Source organism: Thalassoglobus polymorphus, from assembly GCF_007744255.1.
GTDB classification, from domain to species: domain Bacteria; phylum Planctomycetota; class Planctomycetia; order Planctomycetales; family Planctomycetaceae; genus Thalassoglobus; species Thalassoglobus polymorphus.
On the sequence record NZ_CP036267.1, the window covers coordinates 1365478 to 1381305 of the forward strand.

General features: G+C 50.8%; 16 protein-coding genes. 4 read left to right on the plus strand and 12 right to left on the minus strand.

The annotated features are described in order from the left end of the window. Positions 1 to 160: 160 nt before the first annotated feature. Complete coding sequence (locus tag Mal48_RS05060; RefSeq protein WP_145196756.1) at positions 161 to 1579, minus strand: NAD-dependent malic enzyme; 1419 nt, start codon at positions 1577 to 1579, stop codon at positions 161 to 163. 197 nt (positions 1580 to 1776) lie between these two features. Between Mal48_RS05060 and Mal48_RS05065 the strand changes: the two genes are divergently transcribed. From Mal48_RS05065 to Mal48_RS05075, 3 genes are all read left to right on the plus strand, one after another. After that, positions 1777 to 3114: a sulfatase family protein gene (locus tag Mal48_RS05065; protein WP_145196758.1), complete on the plus strand. Its 1338-nt coding sequence runs from the start codon at positions 1777 to 1779 to the stop codon at positions 3112 to 3114. A gap of 240 nt (positions 3115 to 3354) precedes the next feature. Continuing rightward, positions 3355 to 3894, plus strand: coding sequence for a type 1 glutamine amidotransferase domain-containing protein (locus Mal48_RS05070; RefSeq protein ID WP_145196760.1), 540 nt, complete (start codon positions 3355 to 3357; stop codon positions 3892 to 3894). A gap of 137 nt (positions 3895 to 4031) precedes the next feature. Next, on the plus strand, positions 4032 to 4811 hold the full coding sequence (locus Mal48_RS05075; RefSeq protein ID WP_145196762.1) for an enoyl-CoA hydratase: 780 nt from the start codon (positions 4032 to 4034) through the stop codon (positions 4809 to 4811). 52 nt (positions 4812 to 4863) lie between these two features. Here the strand turns inward: Mal48_RS05075 and Mal48_RS05080 are convergent, their stop codons facing one another. The 9 genes from Mal48_RS05080 to Mal48_RS05120 all read right to left on the minus strand — a co-directional run bounded on the left by Mal48_RS05080 (position 4864) and on the right by Mal48_RS05120 (position 12929). After that, complete coding sequence (locus tag Mal48_RS05080; RefSeq protein WP_145196764.1) at positions 4864 to 5991, minus strand: NHL repeat-containing protein; 1128 nt, start codon at positions 5989 to 5991, stop codon at positions 4864 to 4866. Between the two features lie 136 nt (positions 5992 to 6127). Next, complete coding sequence (gene murA, locus Mal48_RS05085) at positions 6128 to 7450, minus strand: UDP-N-acetylglucosamine 1-carboxyvinyltransferase (RefSeq protein ID WP_145196766.1); 1323 nt, start codon at positions 7448 to 7450, stop codon at positions 6128 to 6130. 61 nt (positions 7451 to 7511) lie between these two features. Next, complete coding sequence (gene prmC, locus Mal48_RS05090) at positions 7512 to 8411, minus strand: peptide chain release factor N(5)-glutamine methyltransferase (protein WP_145196768.1); 900 nt, start codon at positions 8409 to 8411, stop codon at positions 7512 to 7514. A gap of 89 nt (positions 8412 to 8500) precedes the next feature. Then, complete coding sequence (gene prfA, locus Mal48_RS05095; protein WP_145196770.1) at positions 8501 to 9571, minus strand: peptide chain release factor 1; 1071 nt, start codon at positions 9569 to 9571, stop codon at positions 8501 to 8503. Positions 9572 to 9800: 229 nt separating this feature from the next. Beyond that, positions 9801 to 10061, minus strand: a complete 261-nt coding sequence (locus Mal48_RS05100; RefSeq protein ID WP_145196772.1) for a type B 50S ribosomal protein L31 — start codon at positions 10059 to 10061, stop codon at positions 9801 to 9803. A gap of 263 nt (positions 10062 to 10324) precedes the next feature. Beyond that, the gene (locus Mal48_RS05105) at positions 10325 to 10924 is read right to left on the minus strand and encodes a hypothetical protein (RefSeq protein WP_145196774.1); all 600 of its coding nucleotides are present in this window, start codon (positions 10922 to 10924) and stop codon (positions 10325 to 10327) included. A gap of 87 nt (positions 10925 to 11011) precedes the next feature. Further along, positions 11012 to 11578: a 2-amino-4-hydroxy-6-hydroxymethyldihydropteridine diphosphokinase gene (gene folK, locus Mal48_RS05110; RefSeq protein ID WP_145196776.1), complete on the minus strand. Its 567-nt coding sequence runs from the start codon at positions 11576 to 11578 to the stop codon at positions 11012 to 11014. A 104-nt stretch (positions 11579 to 11682) separates the two neighbouring features. Then, positions 11683 to 12051, minus strand: a complete 369-nt coding sequence (gene folB / locus Mal48_RS05115; protein WP_145196778.1) for a dihydroneopterin aldolase — start codon at positions 12049 to 12051, stop codon at positions 11683 to 11685. Positions 12052 to 12197: 146 nt separating this feature from the next. After that, complete coding sequence (locus tag Mal48_RS05120) at positions 12198 to 12929, minus strand: SDR family oxidoreductase (protein WP_145196780.1); 732 nt, start codon at positions 12927 to 12929, stop codon at positions 12198 to 12200. An 88-nt stretch (positions 12930 to 13017) separates the two neighbouring features. Here Mal48_RS05120 and Mal48_RS05125 point away from each other — a divergent pair, with 88 nt between their 5' ends. Then, positions 13018 to 14172, plus strand: a complete 1155-nt coding sequence (locus Mal48_RS05125) for a glycosyltransferase (RefSeq protein ID WP_145196782.1) — start codon at positions 13018 to 13020, stop codon at positions 14170 to 14172. A gap of 464 nt (positions 14173 to 14636) precedes the next feature. On the opposite strand, the gene Mal48_RS05130 is transcribed toward Mal48_RS05125, so the two are convergent. Together Mal48_RS05130 and Mal48_RS23145 are read right to left on the minus strand one after the other, a co-directional pair. Further along, a complete protein-coding gene (locus Mal48_RS05130) occupies positions 14637 to 14876 on the minus strand; it encodes a hypothetical protein (protein WP_145196784.1) in 240 nt (79 codons plus the stop codon). A 156-nt stretch (positions 14877 to 15032) separates the two neighbouring features. Next, positions 15033 to 15803: an NIPSNAP family protein gene (locus tag Mal48_RS23145; RefSeq protein ID WP_197442068.1), complete on the minus strand. Its 771-nt coding sequence runs from the start codon at positions 15801 to 15803 to the stop codon at positions 15033 to 15035. Between the last annotated feature and the right edge of the window lie 25 nt (positions 15804 to 15828).

Sequence of the window (15828 nt, forward strand, 5' to 3'; positions counted from 1 at the left end):
AACAAGATCGTAGAGCTGTTCTTCAACGCAGAAGCTTCTGCTTCTTAAGTAAATTTGCGAATTCGGGGGGCTTCCCATAATGGGACTGCCCCCCATTTTCGTTTCAGGCCAAGTGTCTGGCGAAGCTTTCAGCCACGTTTGGTGAAGTTCTCGACCACTTCTATTGTGCAGGTTTTCCCTTGCGTGCGACGCCAGTTTCGGTCGCAACGAGAGCAACTTGCTCAGCGACGGCTGTCGCCACGCGACGATCAAATACAGACGGGATCACATAGTCTGGATGAACTTCGTCATCTGCAATCACACCTGCGATGGCGTCGGCTGCTGCGATCTTGATTTCTGCGTTGATGTCTCTGGCTCGAACATCCAGAAGACCGCGGAACAGTCCGGGGAAGCAGAGAACGTTGTTGATTTGGTTGGGATAGTCTGAACGCCCCGTTGCCATCACCTTGACGTTCTCAGTGGCATCTTCTGGTAGAATTTCAGGATCAGGATTCGCGAGCGCGAAGACAATCGCGTCGTTCGACATCTTAGCGACATCTTCCTTTTTCAACGCACCAGCAACCGAGACTCCGACGAACAGGTCAATCCCGGAAATGACTTCGGACAACGTTCCGGTCTGGTTTTCCGGGTTGGTATTTTGAGCAATCCAGGCTTTCAGCGTGTTCGAATCGTTCGTGCGTTCTTTGGAGATCGCTCCTTTACTGTCACAAACGATCATCTTGTTCACTCCGACAGAGTGAAGTAATTTCGCAATCGCCACCCCAGCCGAGCCGGCCCCGTTGATCAGGACATTCAGCTCTGAAATTTCTTTGTCGACCACTTTCAGTGCATTCTTTAATGCTGCCAATACAACGATAGCGGTCCCGTGTTGATCGTCATGAAATACGGGAATTTCAAGTTCTTTTCTGAGTCGATCTTCGATTTCAACACATCGCGGTGAAGAGATATCTTCAAGGTTGATGCCACCAAATGTCGGAGCAAGATATTTGACAGTATTGATGATCTCTTCAACGTCTTGCGTTTCCAGACAAATCGGAAACGCATCAACGCCTCCGAACTCCTTGAAGAGAAGTGCCTTTCCTTCCATCACCGGCATTGCGGCTCGGGGACCAATGTTTCCAAGCCCCAGGACAGCGGTCCCATCGCTAACTACTGCGACGGTGTTTCGACGAATTGTCAGATTGAACGACGCATCGGGATCCTCAGCGATTGCCTGACAAACCCGGGCAACTCCCGGCGTGTAGGCCATTGAAAGATCGTCGCGTGTTTTGACGGGAACTCGCGAGATGACTTCAATCTTCCCTCCCAGATGCATGAGAAATGTTCGGTCCGAAACATTTGAAATTTCGACTCCCTCGAGTGAACGAACTTTCTCGACAATTTTCTCACCATGCTCGACATCCGTTGCCTGAACTGTGAGGTCGCGGATGATGGCCCCGTCGAGGCTACTGACGATATCGATCGCTCCGATCGAGCCTCCTGCATCTCCAATCGCAGACGTAATCTTCCCAAGTCCGCCAGGTAAGTCGCCATAACGAAGACGAATCGTGATACTGTATGCTGGGCTGTAGTGACTCATTGATCGACCATTTCAGAAAAGTGACAATCCGTTTCTGAAAGTTTAGGGGGAAACAATTTGAAAGGAAACGAGCGAGCATAAAATCATTGTGGAACTACGAATGAATTTTTTTCGATGCGGTGCAAAACCACAGGGCGATCTGCAACAATCCCAAAGCTGAAGAGAATTAAGAACACCACCTTCGTTTGAGTTGAGCGATGTTAAAACAGATTCTTGTAATTCTATGCGTTGCAACCTGCCTGCAGGTTGCACAAGCTGACGAGCGACCGAACGTGCTCGTGATTCTCGTTGATGACCTGGGCTATGGGGATTTGAGTTCCTATGGGGCTCAGGACCTGAAGTCGCCGCACGTAGATCAGCTTCTTGCTGAAGGGATGACCTTCACCGAATTTTACGCCAATTGCCCGGTTTGCTCGCCAACGCGTGCAGCTCTCTTGAGTGGTCGATATCAAGATATGGTCGGCGTTCCCGGTGTGATTCGGACGCATCCAGAAAATAGCTGGGGGAACCTTGTTGACGATGCGGTTCTTCTTCCATCTGTTTTAAAGAAGAACGGGTACAACACAGCGTGTGTCGGGAAATGGCATTTGGGTTTGGAATCGCCTGACCGTCCGACAGATCGCGGCTTTGATTTCTTCAAGGGGTATCTTGGAGACATGATGGACGATTACTACAACCACCGTCGTCATGGAATCAACTACATGCGACAGGGGACGGAAGAAATCGATCCAGAAGGGCACGCGACCGATCTCTTTACAGACTGGTCCTGTGAATACATACGCGAACAGAAAGACGACTCCGAGCCATTCTTTTTATATCTCGCTTACAATGCCCCACATACTCCGATTCAGCCGCCGGAGGAGTGGTTTCAAAAGGTTAAAGCTCGCGAACAGGGGATTTCTGACAAACGTGCGAAACTGGTCGCCCTCATCGAACATCTGGACGAGGGCATCGGGAAAGTGTTGGTCTGCCTGAAAGAAACAGGACAAGCTGAGAACACGATCGTGGTCTTCACCTCCGACAATGGCGGGCAAATTAATGTCGGAGCCAACAACGGCCCACTTCGAGACGGAAAGCAGAGTATGTACGAAGGGGGTTTGAAGGTTCCTTGCGGAGTCCGCTGGCCAGGAAAGATTCAACCGGGAACCAAAAGTAAGTTCCGAGGATTGACAATGGACATTTTTCCGACAGTATGCGAAGCAGCCGGTGTAGAACTTGACAAAAACTTGAACCTCGACAGCAAGAGCTTTCTGCCGACCTGCCTGGGGAAAGAGCAGGAAGAATTGCGAGATTTGTGGTTCTTTCGTCGTCGCGAAGGTGGGGCTCGTTACGCCGGAAAAACAATCGAGGCTGTCCGCCGCGGAGATTGGAAACTTCTCCAGAACAGCCCGTTCGAGCCGCTGGAACTCTACAACCTTAAAAACGATCCGCTAGAGAAGAATGATCTCTCAAAGAAAGCTCCCAAAATTTTTAATGAACTGAGTGCAGCCCTGAGAGCAGAGATTCAACGGTACGGAACAGTTCCGTGGCAATAACGCGAGGAGACAACAAGCTAAGATAAACACGATCAGAACTGCGCGACTTGGAACAATCACACTCCGCCTCTGAGTCCTCCAGAGAAGACTTGAAACACAACTCGTTGAGTTTTACATAGAGCAAAGCCAATATCCGTCTATATGTTCTGCCTCGTGGCGAACATTAGCATTCTGTGAGGTTACGAGAGTGGCCATCACAGACGCGACAATTATTGGAAATTCTCTAACAAGGAAAAGACAATGGCTCGCCTCCCACTTCACGGAACTCGGATCCTCTGTTTTGTCGGTGACATTTACGAAGATCTTGAACTGTGGTACCCGAAGCTACGACTGGAAGAAGCTGGCGCACATGTCACTATCGCTGGTCAGAAAGAAGGCGTCGTGTACGCTGGGAAGAATGGGTATCCGTGTGAGTCTGAAGCTCGGATTGATGACATGGAAATCGATGATTTTCACGGGGTGATTTGTCCCGGTGGGTTTATGCCGGACAAACTGCGACGAGACCCGAAAGTGCTCAGCCTGATCCACGGGTTTCATACGCAACAAAAATTGATCGCAGCGATTTGTCACGGCGGATGGATGCCGATCTCCGCGAAAGTTTATCAAGGCGTTCGTGTGACTGGATCGCCCGGAATCAAAGACGATCTCGTGAACGCCGGCGCGATTTGGGAAGATGCCCCCGTTGTTGTTGATCGACACTTCATCAGCAGCCGCAAGCCAGGCGACTTACCAGATTTTTGCCGAGCAATGATCGAATTCCTGCAAGACCAAAGCCTGTAACAGGAGTTCAAGCATCTACTTTCGGAATTAGATCGACACAAATTCGGAAAGCGTGTAGGAGCGTGTAGGTCTGTCAACTTGCACAATTAACGTCGAAGAAAATCAACTCTGCGAATGCGAACGAGAAGAGGATAGGAATGACTGCAAAGATCAGCGAGTTGATCGTTGAAGCGAACGAAGGTGTGACAACGCTCCGGCTGAACCGCCCGCAACGACGTCACGCATTGTCGCTGTCGCTGTTACAAGAGCTTGAAGAATCGCTCCAGAAGATTGCACAAGATCATTCAGTTCGAGTCGTGGTGATTGCTTCGGACGGACCGGTCTTTTCATCAGGGCATGACTTGGGAGAGATGCAAGGTTGCTCAGAAGAGGAGTATCAAAAACTGTTTTCCACCTGTGCTCGCGTGATGCAACTCGTGCGAAATCTTCCACAACCGGTCATCGCTCGTGTCCAAGGGTTTGCCACAGCTGCGGGGTGTCAACTGGTTGCTGCTTGCGATCTTGCCGTCGCAAGTGACCAGGCACAGTTTGCAACACCAGGAGTGAAGATTGGACTCTTCTGCACAACGCCAATGGTCCCGTTGGTTCGCAACGTTGCTCCGAAAATCGCGATGGAAATGCTCTTAACCGGCAAGCCGATCTCGGCAGAGAAAGCACTCGCTGCTGGATTGGTGAATGCCGTTGTCCCTGTCGATCAACTGGATGATGCGGTCAAAGAATATACGTCAGCGATTGTTGCTTCGAGTCGCCAAACTTTGGCAATCGGGAAACAGGAATTCTATGCTCAACTGAACATGGATGAATCGCACGCATACGATCAGGCAGTCAACGTCATGACCAAAAACGTTTTACAGCACGATGCACAAGAAGGAATGTCCGCCTTTCTGGAGAAGAGAACGCCCCAGTGGGAAGAGTAAAAGTCGTCGGAGACTTCAGGTCTCCGGCGTCAATTGAAGAAAAAACGCTTTCTCATAACCACTCAAGCTTCGTCACTCGACCAGCTTCCACCCATTCCGTGACAATCAAATTTCCGTCCTCGTCAAAGCAGGCATCGTGAGGGTGGACGAATTTCCCAGGCTTCCATTTGTCAGGTTGCTTTCGAACCTGCATGCCATCGAGGACGTATTCAGTCCATTCAGGATCTCCTCCTAAATTGGCGAGAAGGTTGTTTTCCGTATCAAAGAGCAAGACTTTGGAGTGCAGGTCCGGGACAACCATGAACTCTTCCCAAGTATCGATATCTGCCGGGAAGCTGAGACCATCCATGTTCTTGACGGCCACATCGTGCCCCGCTTCGTCTTTCAATGTTGTGGTTTCCCCAGATTTTTCAGAGTCACGAACACCTTGAAGAATCTCGACAGGTTGCCCATCGAGTGAAAAGTATTGCAGCCGCGCATTGGCCCGGTCGGCAACGACGAGCATCTCTTCACGTCCCGGGCGAGCATCCAGCCACAGACCATGGGGTGTTTTGAGTTTCCCGGCTTGTGCACCATTTCCTCCCCAGGAGCGTATCCATTTTCCATCACTGTTGTACTGATGGATCAGATGCGAACCGTACCCATCTCCGACATAGAGGTCGCCCGTTGGTCCAAAACAAACGTTTGTGGGGCGAAAACCTTCGAGGCTGGAATAGAGATGAGCGTCACGCGGGTAGCGTTTCTTCCAGACCCATTCTCCCTGTCGATCGCACTTGATGACCTGTCGATTGTAAATGTCCGACAAGTACAAATACTCCTCTCCGTTCTCCCTGCGAATATCGATCCCATGACCGCCTCCGGCAAATTCTTTTCCGAAGGAACGGACAAATGTTCCTTCGGGATCAAAAACAACGACGGTATCGCAGGGACTCTTCACATCACCCTGATGAGTGATGTAGACAAATCCTTCCCGATCAATGGCAACGCCATGTGTATTTCTCCAGGAGATGTGCTTTGGGACGCTTCCCCAGTTGTGATGGCATTCGAACTGGAAGTCTCCTTCGCCGATCACCGGGCGCTTTACGCCAGCTTTATCTTCAGCTCCAAGAATCGCAGGAGCCACCCCACCAGTGAAGAGTGAGGCCGTCATCGTTTGCAGAAATGTGCGTCGAGTCGCCATGAGCAAATCCAATATTGGTCTTCACATCCTTCCTCGCAGCGAGCAGGTTCTGAAGTCGCGAAGGTGCTCGATGCACTCCTGATTAAACAGGACAAAGATGCTGAGTCCAATGTAATTCAATCGGTCGCAAAATTCATCACGCTGACCGACGAAGGTCCGGCCGTTCAATCGGCGTACGACGTTGAACATCTTCTTCACGACACCGTGTGACATTCGCGCCGAGGAAGTTCAATTTGGTTTCCAGAGCTTCATAGCCACGGTCGAGGTGGTAAATACGATGGATGACCGTTTCGTCTCGGGCCGCTAAAGCTGCTAAGACAAGTGCAGCACTCGCACGTAAATCACTCGCCATCACATGTGCTCCCTGAAGCTGAGCAACACCTGTGATGAAAGCACGATCTCCCTGTTGACGAATTTTTGCATTCATCCGGTTCAGCTCGGCGCAGTGCATGAACCGATCTGGAAAAACCTGGTCTCGGATCACGCTGCGCCCGGGAAGGGTGCACAGAAGGGCTGTCAGTTGAGCTTGAATATCGGTCGGAATTCCGGGGTAGGGCAGGGCGGTGATGTTCACTGGCGCGAGTTCCCGTTCGCAAGCGATCTCTAGTTGAGAGAGACCCGATTCGTAAATCGAAACTCCCATCTCCTGCAAGACTGCCGTCACTGCTGACAAGTGCTGAGGATTGACGTTTTGAATTGTGAGTTGACCACGAGTTAAGGCACTGGCAATCATCAGGGTTGCCGCCTCGATTCGATCCGGAATGACAGCCTGCGTCGTCGGGGTTAACTTCGAGACACCTTCAACTTCAAGAGTTGGTGTCCCTTGCCCAGTGATCTTGGCGCCCATTTCATTGAGCAGGTCCGCCAGGGCGACAACTTCGGGCTCCATGGCTGCTGAAGTGAGTCTCGATTTTCCTTGTGCAAGAACAGCAGCTGTGAGCAGGTTGCATGTCCCGGTCACAGTGCTTCCATTCGGCCCGGCGAGATCAATCTCGGCTCCACGAAGCTGCGTTGCCTGAACAATGATATCCCCCTGATGAATGTCGACCTGCGCGCCCAATGCAGCGAAGCCACGGAGGTGGATATCAATCGGTCGATGTCCAATGTTGCATCCACCGGGGAGGGAGACACGAGCATGCCCGCGTCGCGCCAGTAGAGGTCCCATGACACAGACGCTGGCCCGCATTTTTCGGACAAGTTCGTAGTCGGCTTCTGAATGAGATTCGTCAACCACTTCGAGTGAGAGGCTCCCGCTTCCGTGTCTCGAAATCTCACATCCCAGAGAAGTCAGCAGAGAAGAAAGAGTACGCACGTCGACGAGATCAGGGACGTTGTTGAGAATTGTTTTCCCGTCAGTCAGCAACGCAGCTGCCATCATCGGCAAGGCCGCATTCTTCGATCCACTCACAGCAACCGTGCCGCACAGCGAATTTCCGCCCTGAATTTTGAAAACGTCCATGTTTTATGAATCAGTATGTTGTTTTGCTGTGAAGCGGCGAATCGCCAATCCCTGAAGGACTTTATCTCTCGGGTGAATTTCCTTGCCAGCATCCTAGCACGACTCTTGGCTGTGCGGACAGATCATCTTCACTGCGGACATCAGAATACCCTCGCTCACGCATGAGCTGACATGCGGCCTCTGCCTGTTCAGGACTGAGCTCAAACATCAGCCAGCCGCCCGTTTTCAGGTAATCCGGCGATTGGTCAACCAGCAGCCGGATAATGTCGAAGCCGTCTTCGCCGCCGTCGAGTGCTTCGTGTGGCTCGTGGCTGCGAACATCCGCGTCGAGAGTTAAAATCTCCGCTTTGGGAATATAAGGCGGATTACTCACCACGATGTCAAACTGATTTTGAGGTTCAATCGGCTCAAAGAGGTCGCCTCGGAGGAGGTTGACCCGATCAGTCAGTGCATGCTTTTCGATGTTTCGCTGAGCAACAGAAAATGGCGCCGGATTCTTTTCAACCGTCGTGACGGAGACTGTCGAATGGTTCTTCGCAATGGCAATCGGAACGCAACCTGTCCCGGTACAGAGTTCAAGAATCTGCGGAGTCGTCAACGGCTTGAGTAGGTCGAGCGCGAGCGAGACCAGCGTTTCGGTATCGGGGCGAGGAATGAAGACATCAGGAGCGACTTCAAACTCGAGGCTGAAAAATTCACGATGGCCGACCAGGTATGCGACTGGTTCGGCAGCTGCTCTACGTTTGACTAACGACCGCATGAGTGTTCGTTCGTTCTCAGAAAGCGGTTGGTCGTACTGCGTGTAGAGTTGAATTCGTTGACATCTGCGAGCGTGTGCCAGCAGTATTTCGGCATCCAGGCGAGGGGTCTCGCAATTGTTTTCCTTCAAATAGCCGATTGTCCAATCGAGTACTCGACGCACTGTCCACGGATCGTCAGTCGTTATTTGTTCAGCCGCCACATTCTTGTCCTCCCTGAACGAACTTCATGAGCAACTCTTGCAATGACCTGTCAGTGGCATCCTGCACAGAGGTGAAATGTTATTCGAAATCAAAGTACTTTACGTTTAAGTTTTTCCTGACGGTCAAACTCGAGCATGGCATTCACCATTTCATCCAGGTTACCCTGAAGAATCTGATCGAGCTTGTAGATCGTTAATCCGATGCGGTGGTCGGTCACTCGCCCATCGGGGTAGTTGTAAGTTCGGATTCGTGAGCTTCTGTCTCCGCTTCCAATTAGCGTTCGACGTTCTTCAGCTCGTTCTTCGTTCGCCTGGCGCTCTTTTTCTTCGAGAATCCGACTGCGCAAAACACGCATCGCACTCGCTTTGTTTTTGTGCTGGCTTTTCTCGTCCTGACACTTTACGACAACGCCGGTCGGAATGTGTGTGATGCGGACAGCACTTTCCGTTTTATTCACTTTCTGTCCCCCAGGACCACCAGCCCGCATGGTGTCGATCTGAAGGTCTTCGTCGCGGATTTCAAGCTCCACTGCGGAGACTTCTGGCATCACAGCGACTGTTGCAGCACTGGTGTGGATACGACCCTGAGTTTCTGTTTCCGGAACACGCTGAACTCGGTGACCACCACTTTCGAATTGTAGCTGATGGAACGCACCTTCTCCTGTCACGGAGAATACGATTTCTTTATACCCGCCGATATCTGACCGAGAGACATCCATCAACTCGATTTTCCAGCCCTGGATCTCTGCATAGCGCGAATACATGTCGAACAGATTACCCGCGAACAGAGCGGCTTCGTCGCCGCCCGCTCCTGCGCGGATTTCCATAATCAACCCCCCACGGGTGATTGAATCTCCTGCGACGACGATTTCTTCAAGCTCTTCTTCGAGTTTCGTGAGATGACTTTGTAACTCGTCAAGTTCTGACTGAGCGTATTCTCGAGATTCTGCGTCATCTTCAGCTTCGAGCATTTCCTTGGCAGCCTCGATGTTTTCGACGAGACTCCGGTGCTGTAAAACCGCATCCGCAACCTTTTTGAGGCCGCCATATTCTCTTTGAACCTCCACCATGACAGTTGGGTTCGACAGGACAGCAGGATCCATGAGCTGTTGCTCCAGCTCAAGATAGCGTGCCAGTTTCGTTTCCAGACTTGGATACATGTTATCGTTCCTGATTTCGTGCAGAGTTGCGAGGGAGCTTGAAGGAAGTTGGCAGGCTTCAAGATGAACTCAGCTAGAGGAACGGACTTTCGAAGATAGGAAGAAACATGAGTCAGCAGATCCAAATGTGGATTCAGAGAGTTAGCAATCAAAGACGAAGGCGAGATAAAACGACAGGACGCACTCAAGCCGAGGAGTGCGTCCTGTGAAGTAATCAATGACGAAAATGTTACTCGCCGTCTTTTTTGCCCCAGCCGTATTTCTTTTGGAACTTTTCGACGCGACCAGCTGAATCGACGTACTTCATCTTTCCGGTGTAGAAAGGATGTGATACCGAACTGATATCAACTGTCACGAGTGGGTACTCTTCGCCGTCTTCCCACTTGATTGTTTCCTTTGACGTCATCGTTGAGCGTGTCAGAAACTTGTAGTCTGCACCGATGTCGTGAAACACAACCGGGTGATAGTCAGGATGGATGCCGTCTTTCATTGTTTTACCGTCAATTCTTTTTAAGTTGGAACCTTGAGTGCTGACCAAGGTCATATCATGCCTCGAAATAGATTGATCGTCCAAACAGGTGAACGATCAACTCTCAATTCGGCACGGACAATCTCATTTCGATGAAAATCTCGAAGCGAGGAGGATAACGGATTCCAAAACGATCGGCAATCATTATTCAATGAAAATGGAATCTCCGCAACTCGTTCAAGTCCAACGAGTTACTGCGAAAGTGAAACATTACGGTGCGAGAATTACAGCTCGTAAGGTTTTTCATCCTTCATGTTCGCTCCAAAGACTGCTCGAATCTGCTCTTCCGCCGCTTCGACTGTGGCTTTTTCTCCTGTCAGCTTCAGGAAGTAACTTCCTGTTCGGCCTTCAGGCGCAGCCAGCATGACGTTGATAACGCGATAGTTTTCGACAGCTTCACTTTTCCGTTGGAACGGAGGGCCGATTGAACGGTTATATGTTCCGGTCAAGTCAACGAGAATGTATTTCCCGTGCTTCGACTCACCCTGAGTCATTTTGATTTGCCGGCCTTCTTGACGGAACTGGCCGATCCAGCGTTGAATGTTTTGAGCGGCGCTTCCACCAAAAGGTCCAGAAATGACTAACTCAGCAGGCTCTCCCCCTTCTTTCGCAGCGGGGACAACAAATTGAGCCAGTCGCAAGTTGTTGGAAGGTTGCTGCTGTTTCCAGGTTTTGGGGATGGCGAGAGTCAGGTCAGACGCTTTGACTTCGACGGTTTCAACTGTCTTCGCTTCCTTGGCTGCATCTTCAGCAAAGGTGGGGAACGAGAGCCCCAAGGTTAAAGCGAGACTCATAAATGGTATCAGCTGATTTGAAAATGACATTCTTAACCTCGAAAGGGTTCTGGTTGAAAATAGCCCAGAAGTTGAATTGACCCACAACCTGTATTGTGCGGAAGAGGGCGGCCGTTTTCAATCGTAGGGCGTTGTGGATGGAATGGAAACGGCTTCAAGAGTTCTTTGAAGTGAAATGTCTGAACGTAACTTGAGTGTCTCAATGCCGGCAGCCTGCTGAGCAAGCTTTTGAAGTGAGACTTCGAGAACTGGGTGCACGAATTCCGGAGCGACTTCCGCAAATGGAATCGATAGAAAAGCCCGCTCGGAGATTTCTGGATCAGGAATCACAAGATCTTCCGAAGCGAATGTCAGTGCACCGTACAAACCAATGTCGAGGTCAATCGTCCGAGGCCCATTTTTGTTCGCGGGGTCACGCACTCGCCCCAGTTTTTCTTCAAGAGACCGGAGCACATCAAATTTGAGTGGACGCGCAGCGAGTGCTGTTTTGACGAGAATCGCGGCGTTGCAGAATGGAGCTTGATCGAGAAAACCGAGAGGGGCAGATTCGTAGACTGAGGAAACTTTCAAGACTGTCAGTCTCAGATTTTGAGCAATAAAGCGAACAGCTGCGGGGAGATTTTTTTCGGGATCGATATTCGAACCCAGGGCGATAATCACAGACGTTGCAACTTGTTCAGCCATGTTCTCGTTCCAGCGAGACTGAAATGTATTTGCTGTGCAGGTTCTTCACTTGGATCAAGGACCCTAATGGTAAACCCTTGTCGATCAGCAAGGTTTCGTTCTTGCTACTCAACTTCGGGAGTCTGAGATCGCTCGATTGTCACTCCGACCGTGCGAGAAAATCTGAGCGCCCCCGGTTTCTCGATGCTCACCCAAACTCTCTCAATTCGTTCATCTTTCAGGCAGAGCCGGGCCACTTCCTCAGCCAGCTTCTCGACGAGTTGAAACTTGGATTCTTCCACAAATGCAATCACAGATTTGCAAATCGTGCGGTAATTCACCGCGTCTTCGATGTCGTCAGAGGCTCCTGCGGGACGGATATCAACCTGGAACTTCAGGTTGATCACAACGTCCTGCCGGTTTTTTCGTTCATCGGGATTGATCCCAATAATCGTCCGCACGAGCAGGTCTTTGATTTCAATAAAGTCAGACATTCAGTTTTCCGAAATTGTCATTTGAGCGACGCACGACTTCCTCTGGATTGATTCATCTTCATCCAGAGGCTGTCTAATCTGGACACAATCGTCCAAATGAATCTTAGTGCTCTCGCTCAGAAATACCATAATGAAACGTTTGTCTCTTAACTGAGTTGCTGTCCGCCGGTCACATGCAGGATTTCGCCTGTGACAAATTCAGAGAGCAACAAGTACAGGGTTGCCTCAGCAATTTGCGAAGGAGAACCGGTCGTTTGTAGCGGATTCAGGCTGGCCTTCTGTTGAAAGTCCAGCTCGGATTCTCCCGGAGCGGGCAAGATCGCCCCAGGAGCAATCCCGTTGACTCGAATCTGCGGGCCAAGTTCTTGTGCTAAAAGTTTCGTTTGTGCAATCAACCCCGCCTTTGAAATCGTATAGGCCACCTGACCGGGGACCGGTTTTTCGCCACGCCAGTCAACAATGTTCACCACCGCACCGCTTTGTCCGTTGAGTTGCTGTTGAAAAGCCTGAGTGACAAAGAACGGCGCCTTGAGGTTGATATTCATGTGGCGATCCCAGGATTGCTCGTCCGTATCGCTGAGCGTTCCGGATTCAAAAATCGCCGCAGAGTTGATCAAGATGGAGATGGGACCGAGTTCGCGAGTTGCGTGCTCAACAACCTGATTCGCTGCAGTAACGGGTTCTGCAAAGTTCGCGGAGACGGAAGTTGCTCGAACTCCGAGCGCTTCAAATTCTGCGACCGCTGAGTCTGCTTCGGTTTGAGATGATCCATAGTGAACGCACACGTTGACCCCAACTTGTGCGAGGTGGCGACCGATCTCTCGACCAATTCGTACTGCCCCACCGGTGACAATCGCTGAAGCTCCTGTCAGAATCATTTCAACTCCTCGGTCTCAACCATTCCGTAAGCTTGTTCACAGTCATCCCTTTTATTCATGATAGTCAACTTTCGGTATTTTCGGTTCCATGTTCAAAGATGAACTCCTAGAAAAAGACGAATTCCATCCGCGGGAAACAAGTCCCGTTCGGATCGCTTTTTGCATTACCGAACTTGACCCCGGCGGAGCAGAATGGGCGTTGTTTCACATTGTCTCGCGTCTGGATCGAACCAAGTGGACTCCTCAAGTCTATTGTCTCTCCTCGGGGGGGGGACTGGTGAGCCGGTTTGAAGAGCAGGGGGTTCCCGTAAAATGCTTCGGAGCCAAGAGTCGCCGTGATCTCAAAGTTTTTCGCTGGTTAGAAGCCGAACTGCGAAAATTCTCACCTGAAATTGTGCAAGGGTTCCTGTTCCACGGAAATATTGTCAGCCGAATTGCAGGGAGTCGGGCGAAAGTTCCGATTCGACTTGCTGGGCATCGAGTCGCAGAGCGTGAGAAGAGATGGCATCTCTGGATTGATCGGCTGACGAAAAAGTTGGTCCAGCACCATGTCTGCGTCAGTTCTGGTGTCGCTCAGTTTCTTCTAAAGAAACTCCGAATTGAAGCTTCGCAACTCACAGTCATCCCAAACGGAATTGACCCAAATATTAAATTGGGAGATTTTGGTGGCCTGCGAGAAGAACTGGGGCTGGGCTCTCAAACTCGGATGATTCTGGCAGTCGGACGCCTGCATCGCCAGAAAGGATTCAAAACATTACTTGAGGCATTTCGGAAGAACGCGCAAGAGTGGACTGATGCTCATTTGGTGATTGTGGGAGAGGGGGCAGAGCGGGGCAGCATTGAAGCATTCGTTGAGCGATATTCATTGTATGATCGAGTGACTCTCACAGGCTTTCGGCCTGACATTCCTGAGCTCATGAGCGAGGCCGACTTGTTCGTTCTCTCCTCGCTGTGGGAGGGAATGCCGAACGTGGTGTTGCAGGCCATGCTGATGCAATTGCCAGTGATCGCAACGGACGTCGAAGGGGTTGCCGATCTCATCACCAATGGCGTGTCAGGATGTATCGTCAAACCCGGATCTGTAAAGGAGTTACGAACTGCGATGCAGGACTTTCTGGCAGACGATACGACCGCTCAAGAGATGGCGAAAAAGGCGAAAGCTGTTGTGGTGAAAGAGTTTACGTGGGATCGTGTCGCTCGCGAGTACGATCAGTTGTATCAGTCGCTCATTGAGAAGGTTTGATGTAGCCAATTGTGAGCTGAGCGAGATGCATGCCGAATGAGCTCGAAAAAAGAAGAAAATTCCAATCCCTACGGGGAGCAAGACCTGCGTCATTCGGGGGGGAGGGAAGATTGATTTTGGCCCGTTCTGTTCTTGACGAAACCGGCAATCTGAATACCCTTAGCCGTTGTGTGGGGACTCGTTAGGAAATACCAACCTGACGGTCAAAATGAGCAAGAATCGACGACAGTCCTGGATTTCTACAGGCCCTCAGCCGTTAACGAATTTCTCGTGGCAAGGTCTGCTCTGGGGCAAGTTCTATCCCGTCGTACGCCATTTCCCTACAGAACTCTCAATTTTCAATTTGCGTTGCCATCGATCAACGATTTGGCATGCAATCATCGAAGTTTCGACGTTCATTAATGAACGTCAGCATATTCCGCTTGCTACTGGGCAATCGGAGCTTGTGGCTCATGACGAGCTGCTCACAACTTGTGGCTGGGAACTCCTTCCTTCTCAGCCACAAACCCATTCGTCCCACGCAGGGGAACGGAATCTCCTGGGGGCGACTGGGTTTTTTCACTAGGCTTGAGTGCGACCGCGTAGCGACGAGCAATAGAAAGGCTCTGAGAATCACGGGGACGAGAGCTGAGTTCGCCTCGAGCGTTTCCAATGCTTCTCTTGTCTGCGAAGAATGTTTTCGCAAGTCCAGACGCTGATGCCACGCGGCAGATCCTTCAAACCAATTCGAAAGATGCTTTAGGATCAGTCCGAAAACCTTTGGGGTAGTCGCTTTTCTCAATGCTTGAGAGAGCAAATTCAAGTTTCAGGATCAGTTTTAGATTTGCTCTAATATTGAGGCAGCGTCATTGAAAGAGCGATTACTCTGGAGAGTAGGCGGTTGGAACCATGTAGACGCTTGCCGGACGTTGTGAGAGGATTTTTCCGTCCTTTTCGGAAGCTGCACGAGCTTTCTTCCATTCTGGGTCAGCGCCGAATTTCTTCCAGCCGGCTTTGGCAGCGTCTCGGTTGTCGTACTCCAGGACATAGATAAGCGTGTTCTTGGAATCTGGCTCATCTTGCGGAGTCCAGTAACCGAAGGATTTCAACCCGTGTCGCGAGAAAATTTTCATTGTGTGGTCACGGAAACGAGCATTCAAAGCATCAAGCCGCCCCGGTTCAGTGACATAGGTTCTCAACTCGTAGGTCTTTTTCGGGTCTGCCTTCCCCACTTTGGGAGAGTAGTCCGTCAGCGTCATGTAGGTTGATTCCGGCGATTTTGAAAGAATTTTGCCATGAGCCTCACGACTCGCCTTGGCAACCGCTTTCCATTCCGGGTCCGCGATGAACGCCTTCCAGGAAGCTGCGGCGGCATCCCGGCTCTCGTGGCGAATAATGTAGATCAAGCGATTCTTGTCGTCTTCAGTATCGCTGGGGACCCAGTAAGCAACATTCTTCATCCCGTGCTTTTCAAAAATCCTCATGGTGTGATCTTTGAAGCGGCTGTGAAGCGCATCGAGCTTGCCCGGTTCACAAGTGTAAACTCGGAGCTCATAGACACCGACGTCAGCAGGACCGTCATCAGCAAAACTGTACATGCCGGATGTGATGACAGAGAGTGATGCGAGCGCAGCATAAAGAATTCGCAACATCTGAAGCTCCGTTCAGCGACGAGAG

Bases quoted from the DNA above. Each gene is read 5' to 3' on its own strand.
- Mal48_RS05120 (WP_145196780.1), bottom strand. From the start codon at position 12,929: ATGATTCTGACAGGAGCTTCAGCGATTGTCACCGGTGGGGCAGTACGA.
- folK (WP_145196776.1), bottom strand. From the start codon at position 11,578: ATGGCTGAACAAGTTGCAACGTCTGTGATTATCGCCCTGGGTTCGAAT.
- murA (WP_145196766.1), bottom strand. From the start codon at position 7,450: ATGGACGTTTTCAAAATTCAGGGCGGAAATTCGCTGTGCGGCACGGTT.
- Mal48_RS05080 (WP_145196764.1), bottom strand. From the start codon at position 5,991: ATGGCGACTCGACGCACATTTCTGCAAACGATGACGGCCTCACTCTTC.
- Mal48_RS23145 (WP_197442068.1), bottom strand. From the start codon at position 15,803: ATGTTGCGAATTCTTTATGCTGCGCTCGCATCACTCTCTGTCATCACA.
- Mal48_RS05060 (WP_145196756.1), bottom strand. From the start codon at position 1,579: ATGAGTCACTACAGCCCAGCATACAGTATCACGATTCGTCTTCGTTAT.
- Mal48_RS05100 (WP_145196772.1), bottom strand. From the start codon at position 10,061: ATGAAAGACGGCATCCATCCTGACTATCACCCGGTTGTGTTTCACGAC.
- Mal48_RS05105 (WP_145196774.1), bottom strand. From the start codon at position 10,924: ATGTCATTTTCAAATCAGCTGATACCATTTATGAGTCTCGCTTTAACC.
- folB (WP_145196778.1), bottom strand. From the start codon at position 12,051: ATGTCTGACTTTATTGAAATCAAAGACCTGCTCGTGCGGACGATTATT.
- prfA (WP_145196770.1), bottom strand. From the start codon at position 9,571: ATGTATCCAAGTCTGGAAACGAAACTGGCACGCTATCTTGAGCTGGAG.
- Mal48_RS05065 (WP_145196758.1), top strand. From the start codon at position 1,777: ATGTTAAAACAGATTCTTGTAATTCTATGCGTTGCAACCTGCCTGCAG.
- Mal48_RS05070 (WP_145196760.1), top strand. From the start codon at position 3,355: ATGGCTCGCCTCCCACTTCACGGAACTCGGATCCTCTGTTTTGTCGGT.
- Mal48_RS05075 (WP_145196762.1), top strand. From the start codon at position 4,032: ATGACTGCAAAGATCAGCGAGTTGATCGTTGAAGCGAACGAAGGTGTG.
- Mal48_RS05125 (WP_145196782.1), top strand. From the start codon at position 13,018: ATGTTCAAAGATGAACTCCTAGAAAAAGACGAATTCCATCCGCGGGAA.